Raw genomic sequence first — 19,318 nt, forward strand, 5'->3', positions numbered from 1 at the left:
ATGATACTACTATTTGGTATGTATGTGCTCTTATTTATGCAATCTATCACTTAATAATAATATTCAACCACTTTATTTGATCATGAGCGTGTGACTCCATAAACTTGCCGTAAACACGCTCTAGCATCATTGTGCTTGTGTGGCCCATTTGTTCTGCAATGAAAGAAAGGTTTGCGCCTTTGGTAATAAGCCAACAAGCGTAAGTATGACGAGGTTGATAAGAACAGCGGTGTTGAATGCCAGCTCGTTGGAATACACTATGGGGTCAGGCCTTGTCTTTTGCCAATTATTGTTTTTGTCTAAATCTTTATTGACCCGTCTACAACTTCACACTTTATAGTGACTACATTGATTGAGAGGGGCGCTTTCTGTGTTCCCTCCAAAGTAAGTAGAGAGACACTATGAAACGTTTAATTCTAAGCATCACATTCTTTGTAATCATGGCGCTTGGTAGCTTTAATGCCATGGCTCATGCTTCAACTGTTAACTACGGTATTGCGATATCTCACGATGGTGAACAAATTGCGTATGGCAAAAGTGGGAGTGGGGATACGGCGCTGATCTTCATTCACGGTTGGAGCTTAGACAGCAGGCTTTGGCAAAACCAAGTGAGTGAGTTTTCAAAGCTGTACCAAGTGATCACCATGGACTTGGCAGGTCACGGTAACTCATCGTTTAATCGCGAAGAGTACACCATGGTTGTGTTCGCTGAAGATATCGAAGCCGTCATCGAAAAAGAACAACTCGAATCCGTCATCTTAATCGGTCATTCAATGGCAGGTGGTGTGATTGCAGAAGCCGCTAAACTGATGCCGAAAAGAGTGAAGGGCATTATTGGTGTCGATACATCGCAAAACGTCGCACTAGCGGTTTCACAAAGCGACCTAGATGCAATGACCAAACCCTTTGAAGCAGACTTCCAAGCGGGCATTACTATGTTCGTGAAAGACTCACTACCAAATGACGTAGACGCAGATTTACTTTACTGGGTAACGCAAGACATGGCATCAGCGCCACCAGCTATCGCGATAAACCAGTTCCGCCACTATCTAGGCCAATACGTAACAGGCGAAGCACACCGCGTGTATGAGAACGTGAACGTGCCAGTAATATTGGTCAACGCTCGCCTATGGCCAACCGATTCAGAAGCGAACAAGAAACACATCAAGGATTACAGCATTTACCACATTGAAGACTCAGGCCACTTCCCAATGCTAGAGCAACCTGAGCAGTTCAACACAACGTTGATGAAAGCGGTTAAGTCAGTGAAGTAGGGTGCTGTCGTTGTTAAAATATGGATGTAATCATCCTATAGATAAAACAAAGGCCTCGTGTGTACTAGGCCTTTGTTTTCTGAGTCAAATCGATGGAATCTGTCACTCTGTGATAGTCCATTATTTTTTGTCTTGAGAGTCTTTATATTTTTTTGCAATCCACTCATGCAAGTGAAGTCCCGTTTGACGCTTTAAGAATACAGTGATGCCAGCTAAAATTAACAGTCCGATTATTGTGCCCATAATTATCTCCAAAATTAGTTATCGTTCGTCATTTAAAAGTGAATCAATACATGTCGGTATTATGATTAATCCATTGATTTCATTATTTTATCTATATTAAGTCCACCAAGTTCCTCTAGGTTATTCTTGATCTCTTCATCTATCGATAACTGACGTTCAACTTGCTTTACTTCCTTCTCAAGAAACTTTTCAACTTCTTGAGATACGTTGAACATCAATCCCTGTTCACGCGCTGCTTTTCTAGCTCTTTTAAGACGAACATCTAAGTCTGATGAAATTTTAATGTTCAGTGATACTTTGGATTGTTTTTTCTGTAATGACATATCGTTTCTCAACTTTATCTAAAAAATACTATAAACTTTTCTACCTTTTTAGCAAGAAATTTCGAGGTTGGCGGATTCAGGATCGAACAAGAAATACATCAAGGATTACAGTATTTACTACATTGAAGACTCCGGGCATTTCCCAATGCTAGAGCAACCTGAGCAGTTCAACACAACGTTGATGAAAGCGGTGAAGTCAGTGAAGTAGGGTGGTTGTAATCACCCTATAGATAAAACGAAGGCCTCGCGTGCGTGAGGCCTTGTTAGACTCGTTCAACACAACACTGATCAAAGTGATTAAGAATTTTTGTATTCGCAATAGCTAAGCTTTTTTGAAAGCGACTCTAGGCTAAATTTTGCCAATGTGTCTTTAAAAGGCGAATTATGTAAGCCAGTAGTGAGGATGTCTCGCTCTTCTGCTGAAAGCAAATTAGCATGCCTGAATAATACGTAATCTAATGCTATGTGCAGGTACAATGTTGAGAAGTCAGGTTGAAGCAAATCATCATTGTTATTCAATTGCCCGACAAGCGTTTTAACGCTTCTTTGAATTCCTTCCTTTCCTCTAATCGTTAGCACGTTTTGCTCAGCTTCGAAGCGGCTTAGTGCTGCGCAGCGAAATGCCACCTCCATCAGCGTTTTACTCAGTCCCAATAACGACATGCGTTGAGTGTCGCTAGCCTTGGTCGCTGCTAGTTTTTCAGTTGGGTAAGCTTGCATGAGAAATTCGCAGATCGTTAAGCTCTCGGTGAGTGTAACCTCATCACTGGTTTCTAGAACCGGAATGGTACTGAATGGATTGATTGTGACCAATGTGTTTGGCGTTTGCCACGGGTCGATCCATTCAAGAACTATTGGAGCATCACACAGATAGGCCGTGGCTAACACTGCTCTGGAGAATGGAGAGGTGTCGTTTAAATACAGTTTCATGAGCGATTCCTTTGCTAAGAATTTATTTGAGCAGTGTTTAATATCTGTTGTTTGGTTGATGTAAACGCAATGCAGAGTACCGACAAAATGAGTGCACTCGCGCTGATCATAAATAAGAGGTTATAACTGGTGAGTTGCGGGGCGTAATGAGCCATAACGAAGCCGACTATTCCTTGCGATATCGCAAAAGCCATTGTCATTGCTCCCCAAGATTTCGTATGGAGCTGTGTCCCAACGATCTCTAAGGTATAAGTTGAGACCAGTGTTACGGTGCCAGGCGTAAACATACCGACCAACAAAGATGAAGTAAAAAGTGCTGTTTCACTGGTGCTTAATAGCGGAAGAGCAACCCCCACAGCTTTACAAATAAACGCAGCGAATAGTGCTTTTTTAAGTCCAAATTTATCACCTAGTATACCGGTTACTATTGGCCCAATTGCTGCCCCTATGCCAAAGACAGCCCAATAAAAACCGCCACTCGAAAAACTCATTTCTAGCTCTCGAACAATGTAATCGACCCAAAAGAGAGTGTGGGGTAAATAACCGATGGCGCTAAAGCTATAGGCTACAAGTACGCAGCTAATGCTGATGCGCTCATTCTTAGATAAGGCATTAAACGTCGATGGGCTTTTATCGCAATGGTTTGGCTTAACCTTAAGAGACCATGTGTTCCACGTCAGGACGGTTGCGAGGAAAGCGATTGCACCCATACCTAACCATGCACTTTCAACACTTTGGTAGATTAGCAAAGGTATTATGGTTCCTGAAATCATGGCACCTAGACCAATGCCTGAAAATACGACGCCACTGATTCTTGCTTTCATCTCTTGAGGGTGAAGGCTGGTGATCACGGGTGGTGCGAGTACCATAAGTACGGCTCCCGATACACCCGCAATGGTTCTAAGCGTTAAAAACCATTCAAAGGGCGCAGACTTTAAAGCACAACCAAGATAACTAAAGCTACTTAACAACAGAGAGGCGCGTATGAGTGTGCCTGTTGAATAATACCTTTGTAAAAAGCTCGAAGCAGGAGCCCCGAAGATATAGCCAATCAGTGTCGCAGCCCCAAGTATGGAGGCATCTTCGCTTGAGAACCACCCACTTTGAATGAGCACTGGCATTAAAGCTATATAAGCAAATCGCCCAATGCCGTTTCCAACTAATGTTGCTGCGAGCCCTGCGAAGGTGTTGCGGTTCAATAGTTTTACGTGCTGCATGTCACGTACCCTTAATATGTGTCTGTAACATTACGCTAACATTTAAAGCTGAGCTTTCTCAACTGAGTTTTTGCTCTACTTTGTAGGGTTTGATGACAGGTCAGATTCTTTGTAAGTGTTAGATTGGTCACTTACATTTCAAGCTCTTGCTGGGAATGGGAATGGTAATAGGAAAGGGGAGGAACTGAATCCGGATCGTGACAAGTGTGGCTCTATATTCAGCGAAAAATAATAATCTCACATTAATTTCTCAAATAAATAAAAACCCTCTGAATACTTACCAATCTCAAGAAATAACATTCTAAAAATGATCGTGTAACAACTCTTTAACTGATTGTATTGTCGCTGTGTTCTCTGTCTTAGTTGCATATCGTTACCAAGCTCAGAACATACCATTATTTTTGAGGATCTGAATATGAACGGAAAACTTATAGCGGCTTTATTCATGCGTGACCCTATTCAAGATTTTCTTTTAGAATCGGCGGCTTAAATGACTCTTTGGCTAAGGCTTATAACATCGCGGAGCTCATTCACGATGTTGGTTATCATCGCTATCGCGTCAGTGATAGCGAATACGGGCTGGCGAGTCGTTATGAATAACTTCGCTGTCGACACTGTTGGTATGAGTGGGGCTGACGTGGGTGTATTGCAGAGCGTTAGAGAGATCCCAGGCTTGCTCTCATTTACCGTTTTGTTTCTGTTGTTCATCGCGTCAGAACAAAGAGTCGCGGTATTGTCGGTTGCGACATTAGGGCTAGGCGTTGCGGTAACTGGCTATTTGCCTTCGATTTATGGCTTCTATTTCAGCACGACGATTATGTCTATCGGTTTCCATTATCTAGAAGCGGTGAACAAATCACTCTCAACACAATTGTTAGCGGCTGAGAACTTTAGTGAATCAATAGGAAAGATTCGCTCTGCCGCCTCGTTTTTCTCGATGGTGACTTTTCTAGGCATTATGGTTGCGAGCTATCTGTTTGATGTTTCAGATAAGGCCATTTTCTTTACTTGTGGAGCAATATGTTTCTGGCTAGCGGTCTATTTGGTCACGTTCCAAGATACTTACACAGAGGTTAAGCAACACACCAAACTTATTGTACGACGCGAGTACACAACCTATTACATTTTGACCTTTTTAAGTGGGGCAAGAAGACAGATCTTTGTGGCATTTGCTGGCTTACTGATGGTGAGCAAGTTTCAATATACCATCGCGATGATGGCCGCACTGTTCATGGTCTCCAGCTTAGCTGCGACGCTTGCTCTTCCTTATGTTGGGAGATTTATCGATAGAGTAGGAGAGAGGCAAGCTTTGATCATTGAGTATGCCGCGTTAGTGTTGGTGTTCCTATCTTACGCATTCGTGGATGATCATTATGCGGCCGCGGGGCTGTATGTTATCGACAGTATTATTTTTAGTTTTGCGATAGCTTTAAACACGTACTTTAAAAAGACAATTAGGGAAGATGAAGTGGCTTCAACGGCGAGTTTGTCGTTCACCATCAATCATATTGCAGCGGTGTTCCTACCATTTTTGTTGGGAATTATCTGGATGTCTGGTTATCAATGGGTATTTGTTACAGGAGCAGTGATTGCTTTGATTAGCCTGTTGGTATCGCTGACCATGGGAACTACGCTGCACCAGCGGATTAATGGGTTTGATAAGCGACAGAAACGGGTTTGATAAGTTACAGGAACAATAGCGACTCTCATCAAGAACTACAGCATTTTACATCGAAGGCTCAGGTTATTTGCCAATGCTAGAGCAATCAGAGCAGTTCAACACAACGCAGATGGAAGCGGTTAAGTCGGTGTCTAAAATTAACAGTGCAGGTGATGTTTAGGAGGCGTGGAAATAGTGAGACCAATACCATTGGCTTAGGTATCTCATGAACTGATTGGCTTTAAGCAAAAATATAAGTCAGTACAATTGAAAATTAATTGTACTGACTAATGACGATAAGAAATAGAGCCTAGATTGACAACCCACCAGCTCCTGCAGTCGCAATTCCTATCCACATTTGTGATTTCGCTAAGACTCTTAATTCATCACCATGAATGGATTTAAACGTTTCATGCGCTACTTGGCCATTTTCAGCATCTATAATGTCGCCTATGAGCTCAAAACCTTGATCAATGAGTTGTTCGTTTTCCGTTGTAAATGAAGGGCTATGTACATCTAAATGAACTAATATTTTATCTTTTTTATAAAATTGAAATGAAGCCATATTTACATCCTAATTGGTCATTAAATGTTCAAGATCATGGTAATTTATGGGATGGTTAACATCAATTGATTTTATAAATAAAAGTGTGTCCGAATATTTAGAGCTTCTTATCTACTTGGCTGATTATAAATAGGGTAGAGCGCAAGGAGATCGCGCGTATTTCTCACAAAATTGGAGAATAACGAGTTATTAAATTCAATAACTGTTCAGTCGATAGTTTCATGACTTAAAAAGGATATATGAATAGAAAGGGCCACTTCCCAATGCTAGATCAAATAGATCAGTTAAATACAAAGTTGATGAAAGCGGTTAAGTCGGTGAAATCGGGTGGTTATCAACGTTCGGGAGATAAAACGAAGGCCTCGCGTATGCGAGGCCTTTTTGTGTTCCGGCCAAAACCTAATAATGGCGAGGGTCGAACATTCGATAACTCTTATTTAAAGGAACTCTTATTTAAAGGTTAACGAAAACTCGGGATAATCGCTGGGATTCCTGGTAGAAGGCCAACCAATGCCATCACACCACTTAGTACAATAAACATAGCTCCAGGTAACACCCAACGGTTCATTTTACTCAGTTCACTGCTACGTTCTTTACAACCGACTAAGCCTAAGTTATCTAACAGCATGGTGAGAGCCCAACCAAATGCAGGGTTAACGAGCGCTGAAGAAAACACAACAATTGCTGCTGATTGGGTGGTTTTCCCTTCACGTGTCATTTCCATTCCAGCTTCTAGCAATGGCACAAATACGCCAACAATTAACGCGACACAAAGTACAGGCTGCCATATAGCTAAATCCATCGGGTAGCCCCAAACAGCGGCGATAATACAGAACAGAGCCGTGAGCAATGCGCCAGCAGGAATAGGGCGTTTAGCAATTGCTGCAGGGACGATATAAGTACCCCATGAAGACGTAAAGTTAGTACCGCCAAGTAGAGAACCGAACGTTTGACGAATTGATGCCGTGGTCATGGTGTCATCAATGTTCATGTGTACTTTTTCGGTACGTTCTGGATAGCTGATCTTTTGGAATACTTGATGGCCTAAGAAATCTGGTGACCACATAGCCACAGCTAAAATAGCAAACGGCAATACCACCATGAAGTGTTCAATCGTTGGTAGGCCTAGCATCCAACCTGTATCTTCTCCCCACCAATACATAGGGTTCATGTTAGGCAAGCCTGGTTCAGTGTGGAAAGCAAATGGGGCACCCATGGCAAATGCAATCGTACCACCTAGCAAGCAGCTAAGAGGGACAGCTAGCCAACGCTTACGGAAATGTTCCAATAACGCGTACAAAATAATGGTGCAAAAGATCACGACAAAAGCGATATGACTCATACCGATTCCTTCAGCCCAAGCGAAGAGTTTTTTCACTTGAGAAGCGGTTCCAACAAAGCCAAGGTAAAGTAATAAACCGCCACACACACCTTTACTGGTGAGGTTGGCCAACATGCTGCCACCTTTACTGATGGCTAAAATTAGGCCAAAAGCACCAATCAACAAGCCAAAGGCCATAGGGTGTCCGCCGGCTGCAACGACAATCGGAATTAAAGGGATGAGTGGGCCGTGTGTACCTGCGAGGTTCGCGGTCGGCAATAAAAAGCCAGAGAAAAGAATGATGAAAACAGAGGCGATGAGTAGTTCATAACGAACGTTTTCTAAAATGAAGCCTTCATCTAGCCCTAGAGCCCCGGCAAATGTTGCTGCAATGGCACCCACCATAACAACTTTACCGATGGTAGCCGCCATCGCTGGGATAGTATCTTCTATCTCAAATCGATAATCTTTAAACGGCAAATTAGGACGCCAGCGTTTAGGCGCCATGATTTGTAATTCATGCTCTAAATATTGTTCGCGGGAATCAAATTCCGATCTTGGTTTGTGTTGTTGTTCATAAGTGAGTTCATCCTCATTGGCTTGAGGCTTATCTGCTTGTATATGTACGGACTCTAAAGTACTGCTCATGTTGATTCCTTTCGTTCACACTCTAAGGTGTGTTATTCCAACAAACGTTATTGACTCACGGCACGAAGATTTAGCTGAGTTGCTATAAAGTTTCTGCCACGAAGAACTCGATGACTGTATTTTATATATGAGCAGATTTATTATTAATAAGTGAAATTAACTCACTATCAAATACGAATAACAAATCAACCTATAATTTAAAAAATTATGATAATTCAGTAGTTAGTACCTTATACCAAACCAAAAAAAACAAATAGTCTCAGTTAGTTAGACATTAGTCGTAGAGTTAGGCGACTAGTATGCGACCCTGTAGGGAATAGGCATTTATTCAGAAATAATTAAGTAATGTTCGACAATAAATGGCTTGATTTTAAAACCCCGAGAAAATCTATCGACTCATGTTTAGTTGCATGCTTGACTGAGTTCTTGGTGTGATTTGATAGTGAACATCTGCTCCAGTTTTATGCCGGATATATTGGGGCGATAAACAGTGTCAGGCCTTGCCTTTTGCCACTAAATCTCTACTACGTTCTGCCCCTGATAGTGATAGAATCTCCGCATCATAATTATCGAGAAACTAGGTATTTATAAACAATGTTTATCCATCACGTTAACGGCATCGACTGGCTGGTGATTACAGCTTTTGAAGAACTGAAAACTATGTTTATCAAAGATGCTGGTCCCATCCCATCTTACTTCTCTACCGCCAGTGAATTGAGCCTGATTGATCAAGCCAAGCGCAGCTATGGATTTTTGCCTACACTCCGCGGTGTGGTCACCGATACCGGCACGTATCAAAGTAAAGATCTGGAAGAAGATTTGAACCCACAGCTTGCGTGTATAGTTGAAGGGCGTGGTCGGGTGTTTATCTATCACGGCGACTATGTGGCTTTTGTGGATGACGAGCAAACCTTCATTACCCGAATGGACTGAAAATGATTCAGTAACTTGAAATGGGCAAATCAGTATCACGGCTACAGGATTTTACCCAAAGATTTGAAAGAACTAATGAATTAAAGGATTAGTACAATGGCAAAAACGATCTCATTGGTACTTGGTAGTGGTGGCGCTAGAGGCTTAGTTCATGTTGGCGTTATCCGTTGGCTGATTGAACATGGCTATCAGATAAAATCCATCTCTGGCTGTTCAATTGGCGCACTTATCGGTGGTGTTTACGCGGCAGGTAAGTTAGATGAATTTGAAGAGTGGGTCACCAGTATCGATCAATCGGATATGGCTATGATGTTGGACTTTTCATGGCAATCGAGTGGCATGTTTAAGGGGGACAAGATCATCGACACACTGCGTGGATTAATCGGCGAGATTTCAATTGAAGATCTGCCTATCCCTTATACCGCAGTTGCCGCTAACGTCGCCGATGAAAAAGAGGTTTGGCTGCAATCAGGTTCTCTGTTTGATGCCATTCGCGCCTCTATCTCTTTGCCACTATTCTTCACACCTCATGTCATCAATGGAGAAGAGCTGATTGATGGCGGAGTACTTAATCCCGTTCCGATTGCGCCTACCTTCAGTGATAAGACAGACTTTACGCTGGCTGTGAACTTAGGTGGTGAGCCTGAAACGGTTAAACAGGAAACGACATCGGTTTCCCTACCTACAAAAGAGAGTAACCTGCATGAGAAGGTTGTTCATTTTATCGATAATCTAGGTAGCAGTGTAAAAAGCAAAATGAGTTTTAACTTTGCAGCTTACGACATTGCCAACCAAGCGTTTGATGCGATGCAATCGACTATTGCTCGCCAGAAATTGGCCGCTTATCCTGCCGACATTACGCTTGAGATCCCACGCAATGCCTGCGGCACCTTAGAGTTTGATCGCTCACAAGAGATGATAGATAGAGGCTACCATTTGGCACAGGCTAAACTCGGCAACAGGCTTTAAGATGAGAGACAGAAAAGACATGTTGAAATTGTTGCGCCAGATGAAAAAGTGGAAACTTGCGTCGCTTAGCTTGATCATTCTCGTTACCACTTTCTTTATCTATCATCAGTTCGGTAACAGCATGTCCCGTGCCGATGAGGCAAAATTTCTAATCGGGCAACTTAATACTGTCTTGGATGCTGCTGAGCAATATTCTCATGATAATGGTTCTTTGCCCCCAATTACTTCCGATACTGACACTAAATTCGGCTACTTAAATATCAATCACTTAATCGAGAATCCGGGCATATCAACATGGCAAGGGCCCTACCTCGCTTTTGACGATACATGGATTGGTGGTGATCAGTATATTGACCACCCAGACTACATAGCAACGCAATTACTGCTTAAGGAAAAGGGGAGTCAGTGGGTACGAGGAAGCTCAGAAACCGGCTGTAATGCGTCGTCACCAGTATGCTCTCTTGCGGCTTGTATTTGGTTGGTGCCAACAAAAGTCGCACGAGATATTAATCAGATTGTGGACGGAGATACGAGTATAGAAAGCTCGGATGCGACAGGAAAAATACGTTACGACAACACTTTTGGTGGCGCTCTTGTATGTATGATTGGAGATGATTACCCAATGCCTTCGACACAGCCAAATTAAGTCGTTTCTTATTAATTACTGGCCGCTTCGTTTTTTTTTTTACTTGACCTGGACTCGATAGACGTAATATTGGTAAAGCGAGTTGTTCTGTAGATAAAATTAAGGCCTCGCGTGTGCGAGGCCTTTTGATTTTCTGGTAATAACAATAAACTAATCTTTAATAAATTATTGGGCAGAAGGGTTCTAGTCCATACAAATTAGAGCCGTTATTATCCTTACCAGATATCTTCAATTAAAGAGTCTTTGAGCTGCTCTGCTGCTGCAATGTTTTCTTTCGACATGTACTGCTTAACGTCAATTATCTCTTTTTCTGCATCCGAGTTTCCGTATTCCTGCGCGACTTCAAACCATGCTAGCGCTTTAACAAAATCGCTCCATGTTCCGTGACCATTGCGGTAAGCGTAACCAACGGAATACTGACCATAATCGTTGCCCTGCATAGCAGCGCTAGTGTAATACTCTAATGCTTTTTTTGCGTCTGTAGTTTTGAAACCACACGGTTTTTTGTATCGAGTAGAAGAGTAAATATCACCCATCTTTACATAAGAAAGTGTATGTTCATCTTCTTCAATGGCGTTGCTAAACAATTGCATCGCTTTAGAACAACTCTTTTCAACGCCTTGTCCATTTAGGTAAGAAATACCCAAGTTGTACATGGCACTTGCATCACCTAAGTTTGCTGATTGCTCAAACCAATAAGCCGATTTAGTGAAGTCCTGAGCGACGCCTTGACCCTCATCGTATGAAAACGCGAGTTGATACATAGCGTCAGAATAACCTGCTTGCGCGGAAGCGAGGTAATAGTCATTGCCTTTTTTAAGATCGACAGGTGTACCTTCACCATCAAAATACATTACGCCTAATGAATAGAGCACATAGGGGTCTTTGCTCGGTTCCGCTTTATGGTACCAAGCCAGTGCCTTTTCGTACTGTTCGTCGTAGTAATACTTATCTGCCAAGGTAATGATGGCTTTCACCTCACCAGATTCCGCGAGTTGATTCATGTACTCATAACCGCGCTCTACGTTCTCTTCATACATTGAATCTTCAATCAAAAGGTTAGCAGCCTGCATCACCAATTCATTATCGCTAGAATTTTCTGCCGTCTTTAATAGAGTGAGCTCTTCGCCTTCAAAAACTTCAATCTCAAGATCATATGCAAAAGCATTGGCTGATAGCAGCAGTGACAGTGACGTTAAAAAGGTACAACTTTGTTTCATCATTTAAGCCATTTATTATATTAGTTAAGTTTCACATGAATATAACAAGGTAGCTTTGAAAATAAAGGGTTTTTACAAATGTAGACCTCTGGATTTACTACAATGAGACCTAGGGCATTTCCGGATGCTAGAGCAGCTAGAATAGTTAAACCAACCTCTGATCAAAGTGATTAAGCCAGTGAAGTAGTGGGCCGATTTCTTTCAGTGCAATTCATGCTCCAGAGAGCTTTAAACCCAAACAGCTGCGCCCCACATTTACCTCACTGGCAGCTTAGTCTTTGTTTTTACCTGACCGAAGGCGAAGCTAGATTCAATAGAAGCAATATTGGGCAGGCGGGTTAATTGTTTACGGATAAACTGCTCGTAGCTTTTGAGCGATTCACTGACCACATGCAGCAAATAGTCGTGATTGCCTGTCATTAGAAAGCACTCTAACACTTCATCGATGGCTTCAATGTGCTGCTCAAAGTCTCGCATGTTTTCTTCAGTCGGCTTTTCAAGTTTTACCAACACAAATACATTCACGGGTAACCCACATGCCTCTTGGTCGACACTAGCGTGATAGCCTCGAATGATCCCTTGTTTCTCTAATGCTCGAACTCGGCGTAAACAAGGGGAGGGAGAAAGCGCTACGCGGTCGGCTAACTCTTGATTGGTCAGCCGTGCGTTGCTTTGCAGTTCAGCCAGTATTTTTTTGTCGATCTCATCCATTGGCATATACCATCAATATTGAAGTTCATTTGGCAATATTATTGCTCAAAGTGTATGCCTTACTTCGCAAATAGCAATTTTTAACATCTGCGCAAAACTAAAATTAAAGGAGGAACAACAAGCATGGAATGACTTAGGAACTATGAATACTTCAACTCAACTTAGCCCACTGCGTAAAACCACCAAACACGAACAAGCAGAAGCTCTTGCCATTGAGCAGGCAAAACACTTTGGTATCGACCCAAATAGTGATTACGGCGTCACGCTGATTGAACTGGCGACGACCCTGTACAAAGCTAATACCAAGACACACGATCTTTGGGCATTGACGGTTGATGGCTTATCAGATCTCGACAAGAGTGACCGGATCGCTTGGTTTAACGCTAAACGTTTTTTGTCATTCCAGATCGCTAAGATCCTCGATAACCTGCAAAACCCAATGCGCGCCACTTACCAATCTATTGCTACCAATAATGGCAATTTTGCTTCAAAAGGTGCGTATCCTATCTTCGATAATGTTGCTGCTATCTTCTCGGCAAGCCCAGTGATTACGCGCACCGCGACCTATTTGTTTGCGTGTACTGAATGGATTGAAGACGCGTTCAACGGTAAAGAGCCGCTGCACGATATCTATTCTCGACTTCTCAACCCAACATCGATTTCACTGGCGAACCATATGGTTGACATTGAGGCGGGCTCCAGAGCTAACGAGTACCTCGCATGGAACTTTAACTCCGGTATGGCGGCTATTGATGGGTTGTTGAGTCATTTGCTCGGGCATGAAGACATTGTCTTGGCCTCACGCAATATCTACGGCGGTTCTTATCAGCTGTTGGAAGATTGGTTTGGCAAGCCGTCGAATCTAAATGTTGCGGTAGAGTGGGTCGATGGTTACTCAGGAGATGAGTTTGCGGCTCGCCTTGATGAGGTTGCTGAAAAATACGCAGATCGCCTCGCCGCGGGTAAGAAGATCTATGTTTATCTAGAGTCACCGTGTAACCCGCACGGGTACGTGTTAGATGTCGCCAACATCAGTAAAGCTGGTCACCTTCGAGGTTGGGACGTAATTGTCGACTCAACAGTGGGTACACCATTGTTGCACCCAGTACTAAAACGCGATGATGTGATGGAAAGACCAGATTATGTCATTCACTCCTACACCAAGGAACTAGCGGGTTCAGGTACCACAACCGCTGGTGTCGTGATTGGGCGAAACGAGACCATGTTTGTTCCTAAAGGGGAGGACGTCACCTTCACCAAACCTAACGGCGATGAGGTTACCATTCCATGGAACGAAACGCTGTTTTGGAATGTGTATTACATCAAAGGCGCATTCTTAGATGCAGACAAAGCGTTTGAAGTGCTTAACGGCATGAAAACCTATGAGATGCGCGTGGTGCAGAAAACCATTAACACGCTGACTCTGGCGAAGATTTTTGATGCTCACCCTGACATCAACGTATCGTGTCCTGCTTTGCCAGATAGCGATAACTATGAACATTGTCAGAACAACATGTATTTGGGGGTGCCAGCGGCATTATTTACTATCGATATGGAAGGTAACGGTGATCGTGCGCCAATCAATCGTGATGGGTTCAAACAGTTCTTCGATATGCTTGAGCCAGCAATCGGCATGCAAGTGAGCCTGGGGCAAACTAATACGGTGGCGCTGTGTCCGGCACTGACCACCCACTCAGAACTTAGCGATGAGGCACTCAATGAAGCAGGGATCAAACCGACGACAATGCGTATCTCTATCGGTTTGGAAGATCCTCGAATGTTCATCGCCCATATTATCGAGGCAGCCAAATTGTCCATTGACCGTAAACACGCCGATTTCTCATCGAGCTTCCCTAGTGGTGACAGTATCGATGAAATCTATATGCAAACCTATATGGACGTACACCAGAGGTTTGTGAAGAGTTTGCCAAAGTTCAGTCAGCTCACTCAATAACTTTCGTCAATAAGCCAGTCAGTGAAGTAGGGAGCTGTAATCGTTAGAGAATAGCTGCACCGCTAGATAGAAAACTAAGGCCTCGCATGTGCGAGGCCTTTTGGGTTTAGGAGAGTGGCAATAAATCTGTTTCGAATAAATTTTTGAAGACTACGGTTATCGAATTTTGAATCCTTGTTTCTCCATTTACTTACTATTTCGGCTGGTGGCCAGTCTTCTTCGCAAGCTCTTGCATAGCTTCAGCAAACGTTGTTGTCCCGCCTTTCGGTTTAACCTGTACCACTTTATATCCTAGTTCTTCCAGTGCTTGGCGCTCTGCTAAAACCGCTTTATCGTCTGGTTGACTACCTTGTACAGGCTGATGAATGTAGCACCCTTCTAGTTGACCATCTTCGACCAGTTGGTGGTGTTTCAGTGCATTGATATCAAAATTCATAGTCAGTCTTTTCGTTTTAAATGGAGAGTCTCTGTGGCAAAGGCCTCAGATATCTATAATTTTATTGTTTGTACCATACGGCATTTTAACTACAAGAATCTAGTGCAAATACAGTTACCCAATTGCAGTAAGCCGGCCTCTATACTAAAGCCTCATAGAATTACGACGGCATTGGGTCGGAGTCATCCCGAATCTTTTGCGAAAAATTTTGCATAGATAGCTGGTGTCCTTTACACCGATCTCATCCGCAAGTTGTATCAAGCTATGATTAGAATGGACCAATCGCCAATGCACGTGCTGTAGGCGTAATTCTTGCCAATATTGATGAACAGATACATCAAACTGTTGTTGAAAAAGGCGGTCTAGTTGTCGGCGGCTGAGGCCAATAAACGTTCCTATCTGATCTACCGTGGTATCTAGTGCTAAATGTTCCTGCATTAATGAGGTTGCGCGGTCGACGTGTCGATTTTGGTAATTGCCATGCTGTGAGGATTTTAAACGGTGGTGATTACTGCGGCTCTCATCAACAAGCATATCGGCTAACCCTTTTTCAGCTTTGATTTGACCGACATGGTTTTGCAAAATAGCGACGAGAAGATCGATAGTCGCGCTACCCCCCGTGCAACTGATGAGTTTTTTGTCGAAGTGATAAAGCTGCTCATCACGCACAACCACTTTGGGATAAGTCGCTTTAAATTCATGATGATGCCTCCAGTGAACCACGACCTGATGTTGGTTTAACAACCCTAGCTCTGCAAGTGTAAAACAAGCGTTATCGATGCTAATAATGTTGATACCAGCCGATACCACCTTTCTAAAAAAAGTTCGATAAAGATCGGCCTGTTGTTGTGACTCATGAGCACTTCGACTGCCAAATAAGACAACGTAATCAACGTCCTTCAATTCGATAGTATCAGGGGTAAGGTCCACCATAATGGGGATGTTACTGCTAGAAGTGACCAACCCTTGAGTGTGGGACATTATCTGCCAAGAGCAATAGCGTTGCTGGCTGAGATCTGCGTCATCTGCCGAAAAGCGCAGTTTGTCTAGAAACGCGCCGAAGGGGAATATGTTGAAATTATTCAACGGTATTAATAAAAACCGGACGCCTTTGGGTTGGCTCATAGGAATGGCTCTTGATGTCTAAATGGTAATATTTTACGTCCATATATTACCGTTATCAATTTGATTTTCGAAGGATACTAGCGACAGATTAAGTTGTCTTTTTATAGGTTAGTTATGACGTTTGAAGTGTGGTGCGTGTTTATTTTGTCTGCTTTGGGTCTAGCATGTATCCCTGGTCCCAACTCTTTATTGGCACTCAGCCATGGTGCTCAATTTGGTTATAAGAAAACAATGTGGACGATCTATGGCGGGATTTGTGGTTTCTTCTTATTGATCACGATTGCCATGTTTGGGCTTGGAACAATATTAGAGGCTGAGCCGAAGCTGATGATTGTTCTGCAATGGCTGGGCGCTTTGTATCTCGGATACCTCGGTCTGACGTTGTTTTCTGCTCCCTCTGTTAGCGTTGAAGATACAACTGAAAAGGTCACATTGTTACCACGCGAGTTATTCAAACAAGGGTACTTTGCCGCGCTGTCTAACCCGAAAGTCTTACTATTTTTTACCGCGTTCTTGGCTCAATTTATTAACCCTGATAAAGCCTTTCTACCTCAGTTTGTTGTCATCACCTTGAGCTTTCTTTGTATTGAGTTTGCTGTCGAGTTCGCGGTGGCTAGAGTTGCAGATAAGGTCAAAGTGTTGTTATTAACGAATGGTCGTATGTTTAATCGATGCTGCGGCACTCTTTTCTTACTGCTAGGCATAATGGCATTAGTGAAAAGTCTCCCTCAATAAGAAGACCTGTCGATTTATTCCTCGCCGTGAGTTACGCAGAGCATCATAGTCCCCAAATGAGGTCGGTTTACGAGGTGCCAGCCACTTGTGGGGATGGGGCGATAGCCCTGTGTATTTAGCTTTCTAGATCTCTAACTTTCTAGCTTTTTCATTTTCAAGATTACGCCGAGCTAAATCATGCATTTGCTTTATTGTCATCAGCGCCAACCAGATGATCTCTTCTACTGATTTCTGACCAGTTGTTGAAGTTGGGTGGTTCACATCGGTTTTGTCAGTCAGTGTCGGCAGCTCATGAACCCGGTTATCACGGATGGTGTTGATCAACGCATCCATAGCATCATGTATTAGCGTCTCCACTTGTTGTGAACCTTGGTATTGCGTGCCTTTTCTTATAAGCGGAATGAGCAAGCAGAGGTAATGGCTTAGCAAGCGGTAGTGGCTCAACATATCTTCGTAGTAGTGAGGGTCGGCGCGAGTGTGTTTTGGCTCTTGCTGCATCTCATTGTAAATCAGCTCAAGGTCGCTTTCTGCGGTTAGCATGGCGGCACGTTGCTTGGTGAGTTCAATATGGTCATGTTGTTCTGCATCGACTTGAAGTTGTTCATAGCAATACACGAACAAGCTTTTTGAACTGCTCAAGGCTTTTAACGCTTGATTGTGGATCTCTTTACCTCGCCATTGAGGCCATAGCAAACCATAGCCCAGTAGGACTATCGCGCCGCCAATGACGTTATCGATCAAACGTGGCGCGGCAAAATCGAGCCCTTGATGTGCCATGGTTTGGTAGACCAAAATCAATAGTGCGGTAATACAACCAATGGCCAGTGAGTAGTGGCGCATAATATTAAGCATGGCGATGGGTAAGAGTATGACTATCAGAGCAAACATCGCGTTCGCAGACACACCGATATGAATGATAGAAGTCGCGAATAACACACCGGCGGCAGTGCCTAAGCAGCGTTTCCAAGTCTTACTGCGTGTGGCTAAAAAGCTAGGTTGTATCACCATCAACATTGAGATAAGCACCCAGTCAGGGCGAATTAATTCATAGTATTCTGCGATGCCTGCGCCAAGGGAAAACATTAAACCGACACGGGTAACGTGGCGCCAAATAGGGTTGTCTCGTTTTGGTAGGCGAAAAGACAATTCGAACGGTTGTACTTCAAAAGAACGCTCATACGCGGGTTCATTCAGCTCGATACGACGTGAGATGTGTTTTACGGCGAATGCCCAATAACGGAAGCGAGGTTGATCTTCCAGCTTCACCGCTTCAATCAAATCATCGGCTTCTTGTTCCAACGAACTTAAATGTTGTATGTCTTCATTGGTGTTGTGCAGAAGTTGCTTGGCTTTATGTTTTAATCTTTGCTGGCAATGTTGGCTCCAAACTAACAGTAAGTCACGCTTGTGCTTATTGGATTGAAATTGGTTTAACAGATCTGGATTGCTTGTATGGCTGCTTATTACTACTTCAAACGTATCGATAGCGAGGAATAGTGCTTCTCGAAGCTTATTTGCATCGTCATGTTTAGAGCGGAATGACTCAGACTGAAGAGCCTGTTGGAACAACTCGATTAGTTGATACTTGATGCGTCTTTTTAACGCTTCATTTTCTCCACCTAACAAGAACTCTTGGCGATATTGAATGTAGTCTGCCAATGCCTCGTAAATTGCTGCTAAGCACACACGTAACGCATAGTGCTTCCACAGGGCAAACCATAGCCAACTAAACAGTGCGAAAGTAAGAGGCCCAAGTATCAGCATAGGGTACAAGCTGAGCGCTGTGTTGGAGTTATGAAGTGATAAAGTGACAATAGCAATCAAGAGGCTAGACATGCCTAGTCTCCCCCAGAATGGGCCATTGACTGCAGCGCTGGCCAGTAGGGCACCCAATAGACCAAAGGTTACCCATAAAGGCAGCCCGCTAATAAGTAGCAGATAACTGACAGCTTGAGTTAACCCCCAAGCGGTAGCCGTAATAGCAAAACGTGTCCAACGTTTTGGGCCCGCAGAATCAAGGCCACTAATTAGAGCGGCTGGCATTGTCATTAGCGCAGTCATCGCGAGAGCCGTTTGATTGAACAACACGCCTAAACCAAGAAACAACACTATGGCGCTGGTGGCACGAAGCCCAAGATTGACCGAAGGGGAGTACCAGATTTTACGTAGAATGGCAGGGGAGAACGTCATAAAACCTCTTTACTTGCTGTGTCTTATTCAGTGTAACGCCAAACTTCATTGTTGTGCTTGTTTCAATCACAAGTTGATAAATTGAAGCGCAGTACATCTATGGCTGGGGTTTTCTCCATATTGAGCTAGCGGTCAATCATCAGATTACCTGCTGGTCAGGATTATTGTCGTCACTGCGAGGTGTCATCGATTAAAGAGCTTCTATTCGGTGTATCTGA

At 43.3% G+C, this 19,318-nt stretch carries 19 protein-coding genes and 1 pseudogene; 8 read left to right on the top strand and 12 right to left on the bottom strand.

The window, feature by feature from the left end; all coding sequences use genetic code 11:
• Positions 1-46: 46 nt before the first annotated feature.
• Positions 47-238 carry a site-specific integrase gene (locus OCV56_RS06425; RefSeq protein ID WP_228761190.1) on the bottom strand — a complete coding sequence of 64 codons (192 nt, stop codon included), beginning with the start codon at positions 236-238 and terminating at the stop codon, positions 47-49.
• Between the two features lie 163 nt (positions 239-401).
• Between OCV56_RS06425 and OCV56_RS06430 the strand changes: the two genes are divergently transcribed.
• Positions 402-1,274, top strand: a complete 873-nt coding sequence (locus OCV56_RS06430; protein WP_086713156.1) for an alpha/beta fold hydrolase — start codon at positions 402-404, stop codon at positions 1,272-1,274.
• A gap of 120 nt (positions 1,275-1,394) precedes the next feature.
• On the opposite strand, the gene OCV56_RS06435 is transcribed toward OCV56_RS06430, so the two are convergent.
• Both OCV56_RS06435 and OCV56_RS06440 read right to left on the bottom strand, forming a co-directional pair.
• The gene (locus OCV56_RS06435; protein WP_261890851.1) at positions 1,395-1,517 is read right to left on the bottom strand and encodes a hypothetical protein; all 123 of its coding nucleotides are present in this window, start codon (positions 1,515-1,517) and stop codon (positions 1,395-1,397) included.
• Between the two features lie 65 nt (positions 1,518-1,582).
• Positions 1,583-1,840 carry a hypothetical protein gene (locus OCV56_RS06440; RefSeq protein ID WP_086713157.1) on the bottom strand — a complete coding sequence of 86 codons (258 nt, stop codon included), beginning with the start codon at positions 1,838-1,840 and terminating at the stop codon, positions 1,583-1,585.
• 73 nt (positions 1,841-1,913) lie between these two features.
• Here OCV56_RS06440 and OCV56_RS06445 point away from each other — a divergent pair.
• Positions 1,914-2,048: pseudogene (locus tag OCV56_RS06445) on the top strand (alpha/beta fold hydrolase); the annotation flags it as partial.
• Positions 2,049-2,137: 89 nt separating this feature from the next.
• Here OCV56_RS06445 and OCV56_RS06450 read toward each other — a convergent pair.
• The gene (locus tag OCV56_RS06450; RefSeq protein WP_086713158.1) at positions 2,138-2,770 is read right to left on the bottom strand and encodes a glutathione S-transferase family protein; all 633 of its coding nucleotides are present in this window, start codon (positions 2,768-2,770) and stop codon (positions 2,138-2,140) included.
• Positions 2,771-2,784: 14 nt separating this feature from the next.
• The gene (locus OCV56_RS06455; RefSeq protein ID WP_086713159.1) at positions 2,785-3,987 is read right to left on the bottom strand and encodes a YbfB/YjiJ family MFS transporter; all 1,203 of its coding nucleotides are present in this window, start codon (positions 3,985-3,987) and stop codon (positions 2,785-2,787) included.
• Positions 3,988-4,522: 535 nt separating this feature from the next.
• Between OCV56_RS06455 and OCV56_RS06460 the strand changes: the two genes are divergently transcribed.
• Positions 4,523-5,668 carry an MFS transporter gene (locus OCV56_RS06460; RefSeq protein WP_086713161.1) on the top strand — a complete coding sequence of 382 codons (1,146 nt, stop codon included), beginning with the start codon at positions 4,523-4,525 and terminating at the stop codon, positions 5,666-5,668.
• A gap of 289 nt (positions 5,669-5,957) precedes the next feature.
• Here OCV56_RS06460 and OCV56_RS06465 read toward each other — a convergent pair whose 3' ends face one another.
• Together OCV56_RS06465 and OCV56_RS06470 are read right to left on the bottom strand one after the other, a co-directional pair.
• Positions 5,958-6,212 carry a hypothetical protein gene (locus OCV56_RS06465; RefSeq protein WP_086713162.1) on the bottom strand — a complete coding sequence of 85 codons (255 nt, stop codon included), beginning with the start codon at positions 6,210-6,212 and terminating at the stop codon, positions 5,958-5,960.
• A gap of 460 nt (positions 6,213-6,672) precedes the next feature.
• The gene (locus OCV56_RS06470; protein WP_086713164.1) at positions 6,673-8,181 is read right to left on the bottom strand and encodes a DUF3360 domain-containing protein; all 1,509 of its coding nucleotides are present in this window, start codon (positions 8,179-8,181) and stop codon (positions 6,673-6,675) included.
• Between the two features lie 594 nt (positions 8,182-8,775).
• On the opposite strand from OCV56_RS06470, the gene OCV56_RS06475 reads away from it, so the two are divergent.
• The 3 genes from OCV56_RS06475 to OCV56_RS06485 all read left to right on the top strand — a co-directional run bounded on the left by OCV56_RS06475 (position 8,776) and on the right by OCV56_RS06485 (position 10,729).
• The gene (locus OCV56_RS06475; protein ID WP_086713165.1) at positions 8,776-9,114 is read left to right on the top strand and encodes a cytosolic protein; all 339 of its coding nucleotides are present in this window, start codon (positions 8,776-8,778) and stop codon (positions 9,112-9,114) included.
• Between the two features lie 96 nt (positions 9,115-9,210).
• A complete protein-coding gene (locus OCV56_RS06480; protein ID WP_086713166.1) occupies positions 9,211-10,083 on the top strand; it encodes a patatin-like phospholipase family protein in 873 nt (290 codons plus the stop codon).
• Between the two features lie 19 nt (positions 10,084-10,102).
• Positions 10,103-10,729, top strand: coding sequence for a type II secretion system protein (locus tag OCV56_RS06485; RefSeq protein ID WP_086713314.1), 627 nt, complete (start codon positions 10,103-10,105; stop codon positions 10,727-10,729).
• A 215-nt stretch (positions 10,730-10,944) separates the two neighbouring features.
• Here the strand turns inward: OCV56_RS06485 and OCV56_RS06490 are convergent, their stop codons facing one another.
• Together OCV56_RS06490 and OCV56_RS06495 are read right to left on the bottom strand one after the other, a co-directional pair.
• Positions 10,945-11,952 (bottom strand): tetratricopeptide repeat protein, encoded by a 1,008-nt coding sequence (locus OCV56_RS06490; protein WP_086713167.1) that lies wholly within the window; start codon positions 11,950-11,952, stop codon positions 10,945-10,947.
• A 252-nt stretch (positions 11,953-12,204) separates the two neighbouring features.
• Positions 12,205-12,660 (bottom strand): Lrp/AsnC family transcriptional regulator, encoded by a 456-nt coding sequence (locus tag OCV56_RS06495; protein WP_032548816.1) that lies wholly within the window; start codon positions 12,658-12,660, stop codon positions 12,205-12,207.
• A gap of 142 nt (positions 12,661-12,802) precedes the next feature.
• On the opposite strand from OCV56_RS06495, the gene OCV56_RS06500 reads away from it, so the two are divergent.
• Positions 12,803-14,614, top strand: a complete 1,812-nt coding sequence (locus tag OCV56_RS06500) for a PLP-dependent transferase (RefSeq protein WP_086713168.1) — start codon at positions 12,803-12,805, stop codon at positions 14,612-14,614.
• Between the two features lie 193 nt (positions 14,615-14,807).
• Here OCV56_RS06500 and OCV56_RS06505 read toward each other — a convergent pair whose 3' ends face one another.
• Both OCV56_RS06505 and OCV56_RS06510 read right to left on the bottom strand, forming a co-directional pair.
• The gene (locus OCV56_RS06505; RefSeq protein WP_086713169.1) at positions 14,808-15,050 is read right to left on the bottom strand and encodes a hypothetical protein; all 243 of its coding nucleotides are present in this window, start codon (positions 15,048-15,050) and stop codon (positions 14,808-14,810) included.
• 144 nt (positions 15,051-15,194) lie between these two features.
• Positions 15,195-16,175, bottom strand: a complete 981-nt coding sequence (locus OCV56_RS06510; RefSeq protein ID WP_086713170.1) for a GlxA family transcriptional regulator — start codon at positions 16,173-16,175, stop codon at positions 15,195-15,197.
• Positions 16,176-16,289: 114 nt separating this feature from the next.
• Here OCV56_RS06510 and OCV56_RS06515 point away from each other — a divergent pair, with 114 nt between their 5' ends.
• Positions 16,290-16,910: a LysE family translocator gene (locus OCV56_RS06515; RefSeq protein WP_086713171.1), complete on the top strand. Its 621-nt coding sequence runs from the start codon at positions 16,290-16,292 to the stop codon at positions 16,908-16,910.
• A 123-nt stretch (positions 16,911-17,033) separates the two neighbouring features.
• Here OCV56_RS06515 and OCV56_RS06520 read toward each other — a convergent pair whose 3' ends face one another.
• Positions 17,034-19,100: an FUSC family protein gene (locus OCV56_RS06520; protein ID WP_086713172.1), complete on the bottom strand. Its 2,067-nt coding sequence runs from the start codon at positions 19,098-19,100 to the stop codon at positions 17,034-17,036.
• Positions 19,101-19,318: the final 218 nt, after the last annotated feature.

It is taken from the genome of Vibrio gigantis, from assembly GCF_024347515.1.
GTDB lineage: Bacteria > Pseudomonadota > Gammaproteobacteria > Enterobacterales > Vibrionaceae > Vibrio > Vibrio gigantis.

What these genes read in the sequence shown, in the direction of transcription:
- OCV56_RS06455 (WP_086713159.1), bottom strand. Translation starts at nt 3,987, where the DNA reads ATGCAGCACGTAAAACTATTGAACCGCAACACCTTCGCAGGGCTCGCA.
- OCV56_RS06470 (WP_086713164.1), bottom strand. Translation starts at nt 8,181, where the DNA reads ATGAGCAGTACTTTAGAGTCCGTACATATACAAGCAGATAAGCCTCAA.
- OCV56_RS06485 (WP_086713314.1), top strand. Translation starts at nt 10,103, where the DNA reads ATGTTGAAATTGTTGCGCCAGATGAAAAAGTGGAAACTTGCGTCGCTT.
- OCV56_RS06480 (WP_086713166.1), top strand. Translation starts at nt 9,211, where the DNA reads ATGGCAAAAACGATCTCATTGGTACTTGGTAGTGGTGGCGCTAGAGGC.
- OCV56_RS06440 (WP_086713157.1), bottom strand. Translation starts at nt 1,840, where the DNA reads ATGTCATTACAGAAAAAACAATCCAAAGTATCACTGAACATTAAAATT.
- OCV56_RS06465 (WP_086713162.1), bottom strand. Translation starts at nt 6,212, where the DNA reads ATGGCTTCATTTCAATTTTATAAAAAAGATAAAATATTAGTTCATTTA.
- OCV56_RS06475 (WP_086713165.1), top strand. Translation starts at nt 8,776, where the DNA reads ATGTTTATCCATCACGTTAACGGCATCGACTGGCTGGTGATTACAGCT.
- OCV56_RS06510 (WP_086713170.1), bottom strand. Translation starts at nt 16,175, where the DNA reads ATGAGCCAACCCAAAGGCGTCCGGTTTTTATTAATACCGTTGAATAAT.
- OCV56_RS06460 (WP_086713161.1), top strand. Translation starts at nt 4,523, where the DNA reads ATGTTGGTTATCATCGCTATCGCGTCAGTGATAGCGAATACGGGCTGG.
- OCV56_RS06500 (WP_086713168.1), top strand. Translation starts at nt 12,803, where the DNA reads ATGAATACTTCAACTCAACTTAGCCCACTGCGTAAAACCACCAAACAC.
- OCV56_RS06495 (WP_032548816.1), bottom strand. Translation starts at nt 12,660, where the DNA reads ATGGATGAGATCGACAAAAAAATACTGGCTGAACTGCAAAGCAACGCA.
- OCV56_RS06520 (WP_086713172.1), bottom strand. Translation starts at nt 19,100, where the DNA reads ATGACGTTCTCCCCTGCCATTCTACGTAAAATCTGGTACTCCCCTTCG.
- OCV56_RS06435 (WP_261890851.1), bottom strand. Translation starts at nt 1,517, where the DNA reads ATGGGCACAATAATCGGACTGTTAATTTTAGCTGGCATCACTGTATTC.
- OCV56_RS06505 (WP_086713169.1), bottom strand. Translation starts at nt 15,050, where the DNA reads ATGAATTTTGATATCAATGCACTGAAACACCACCAACTGGTCGAAGAT.
- OCV56_RS06430 (WP_086713156.1), top strand. Translation starts at nt 402, where the DNA reads ATGAAACGTTTAATTCTAAGCATCACATTCTTTGTAATCATGGCGCTT.
- OCV56_RS06450 (WP_086713158.1), bottom strand. Translation starts at nt 2,770, where the DNA reads ATGAAACTGTATTTAAACGACACCTCTCCATTCTCCAGAGCAGTGTTA.
- OCV56_RS06515 (WP_086713171.1), top strand. Translation starts at nt 16,290, where the DNA reads ATGACGTTTGAAGTGTGGTGCGTGTTTATTTTGTCTGCTTTGGGTCTA.
- OCV56_RS06490 (WP_086713167.1), bottom strand. Translation starts at nt 11,952, where the DNA reads ATGATGAAACAAAGTTGTACCTTTTTAACGTCACTGTCACTGCTGCTA.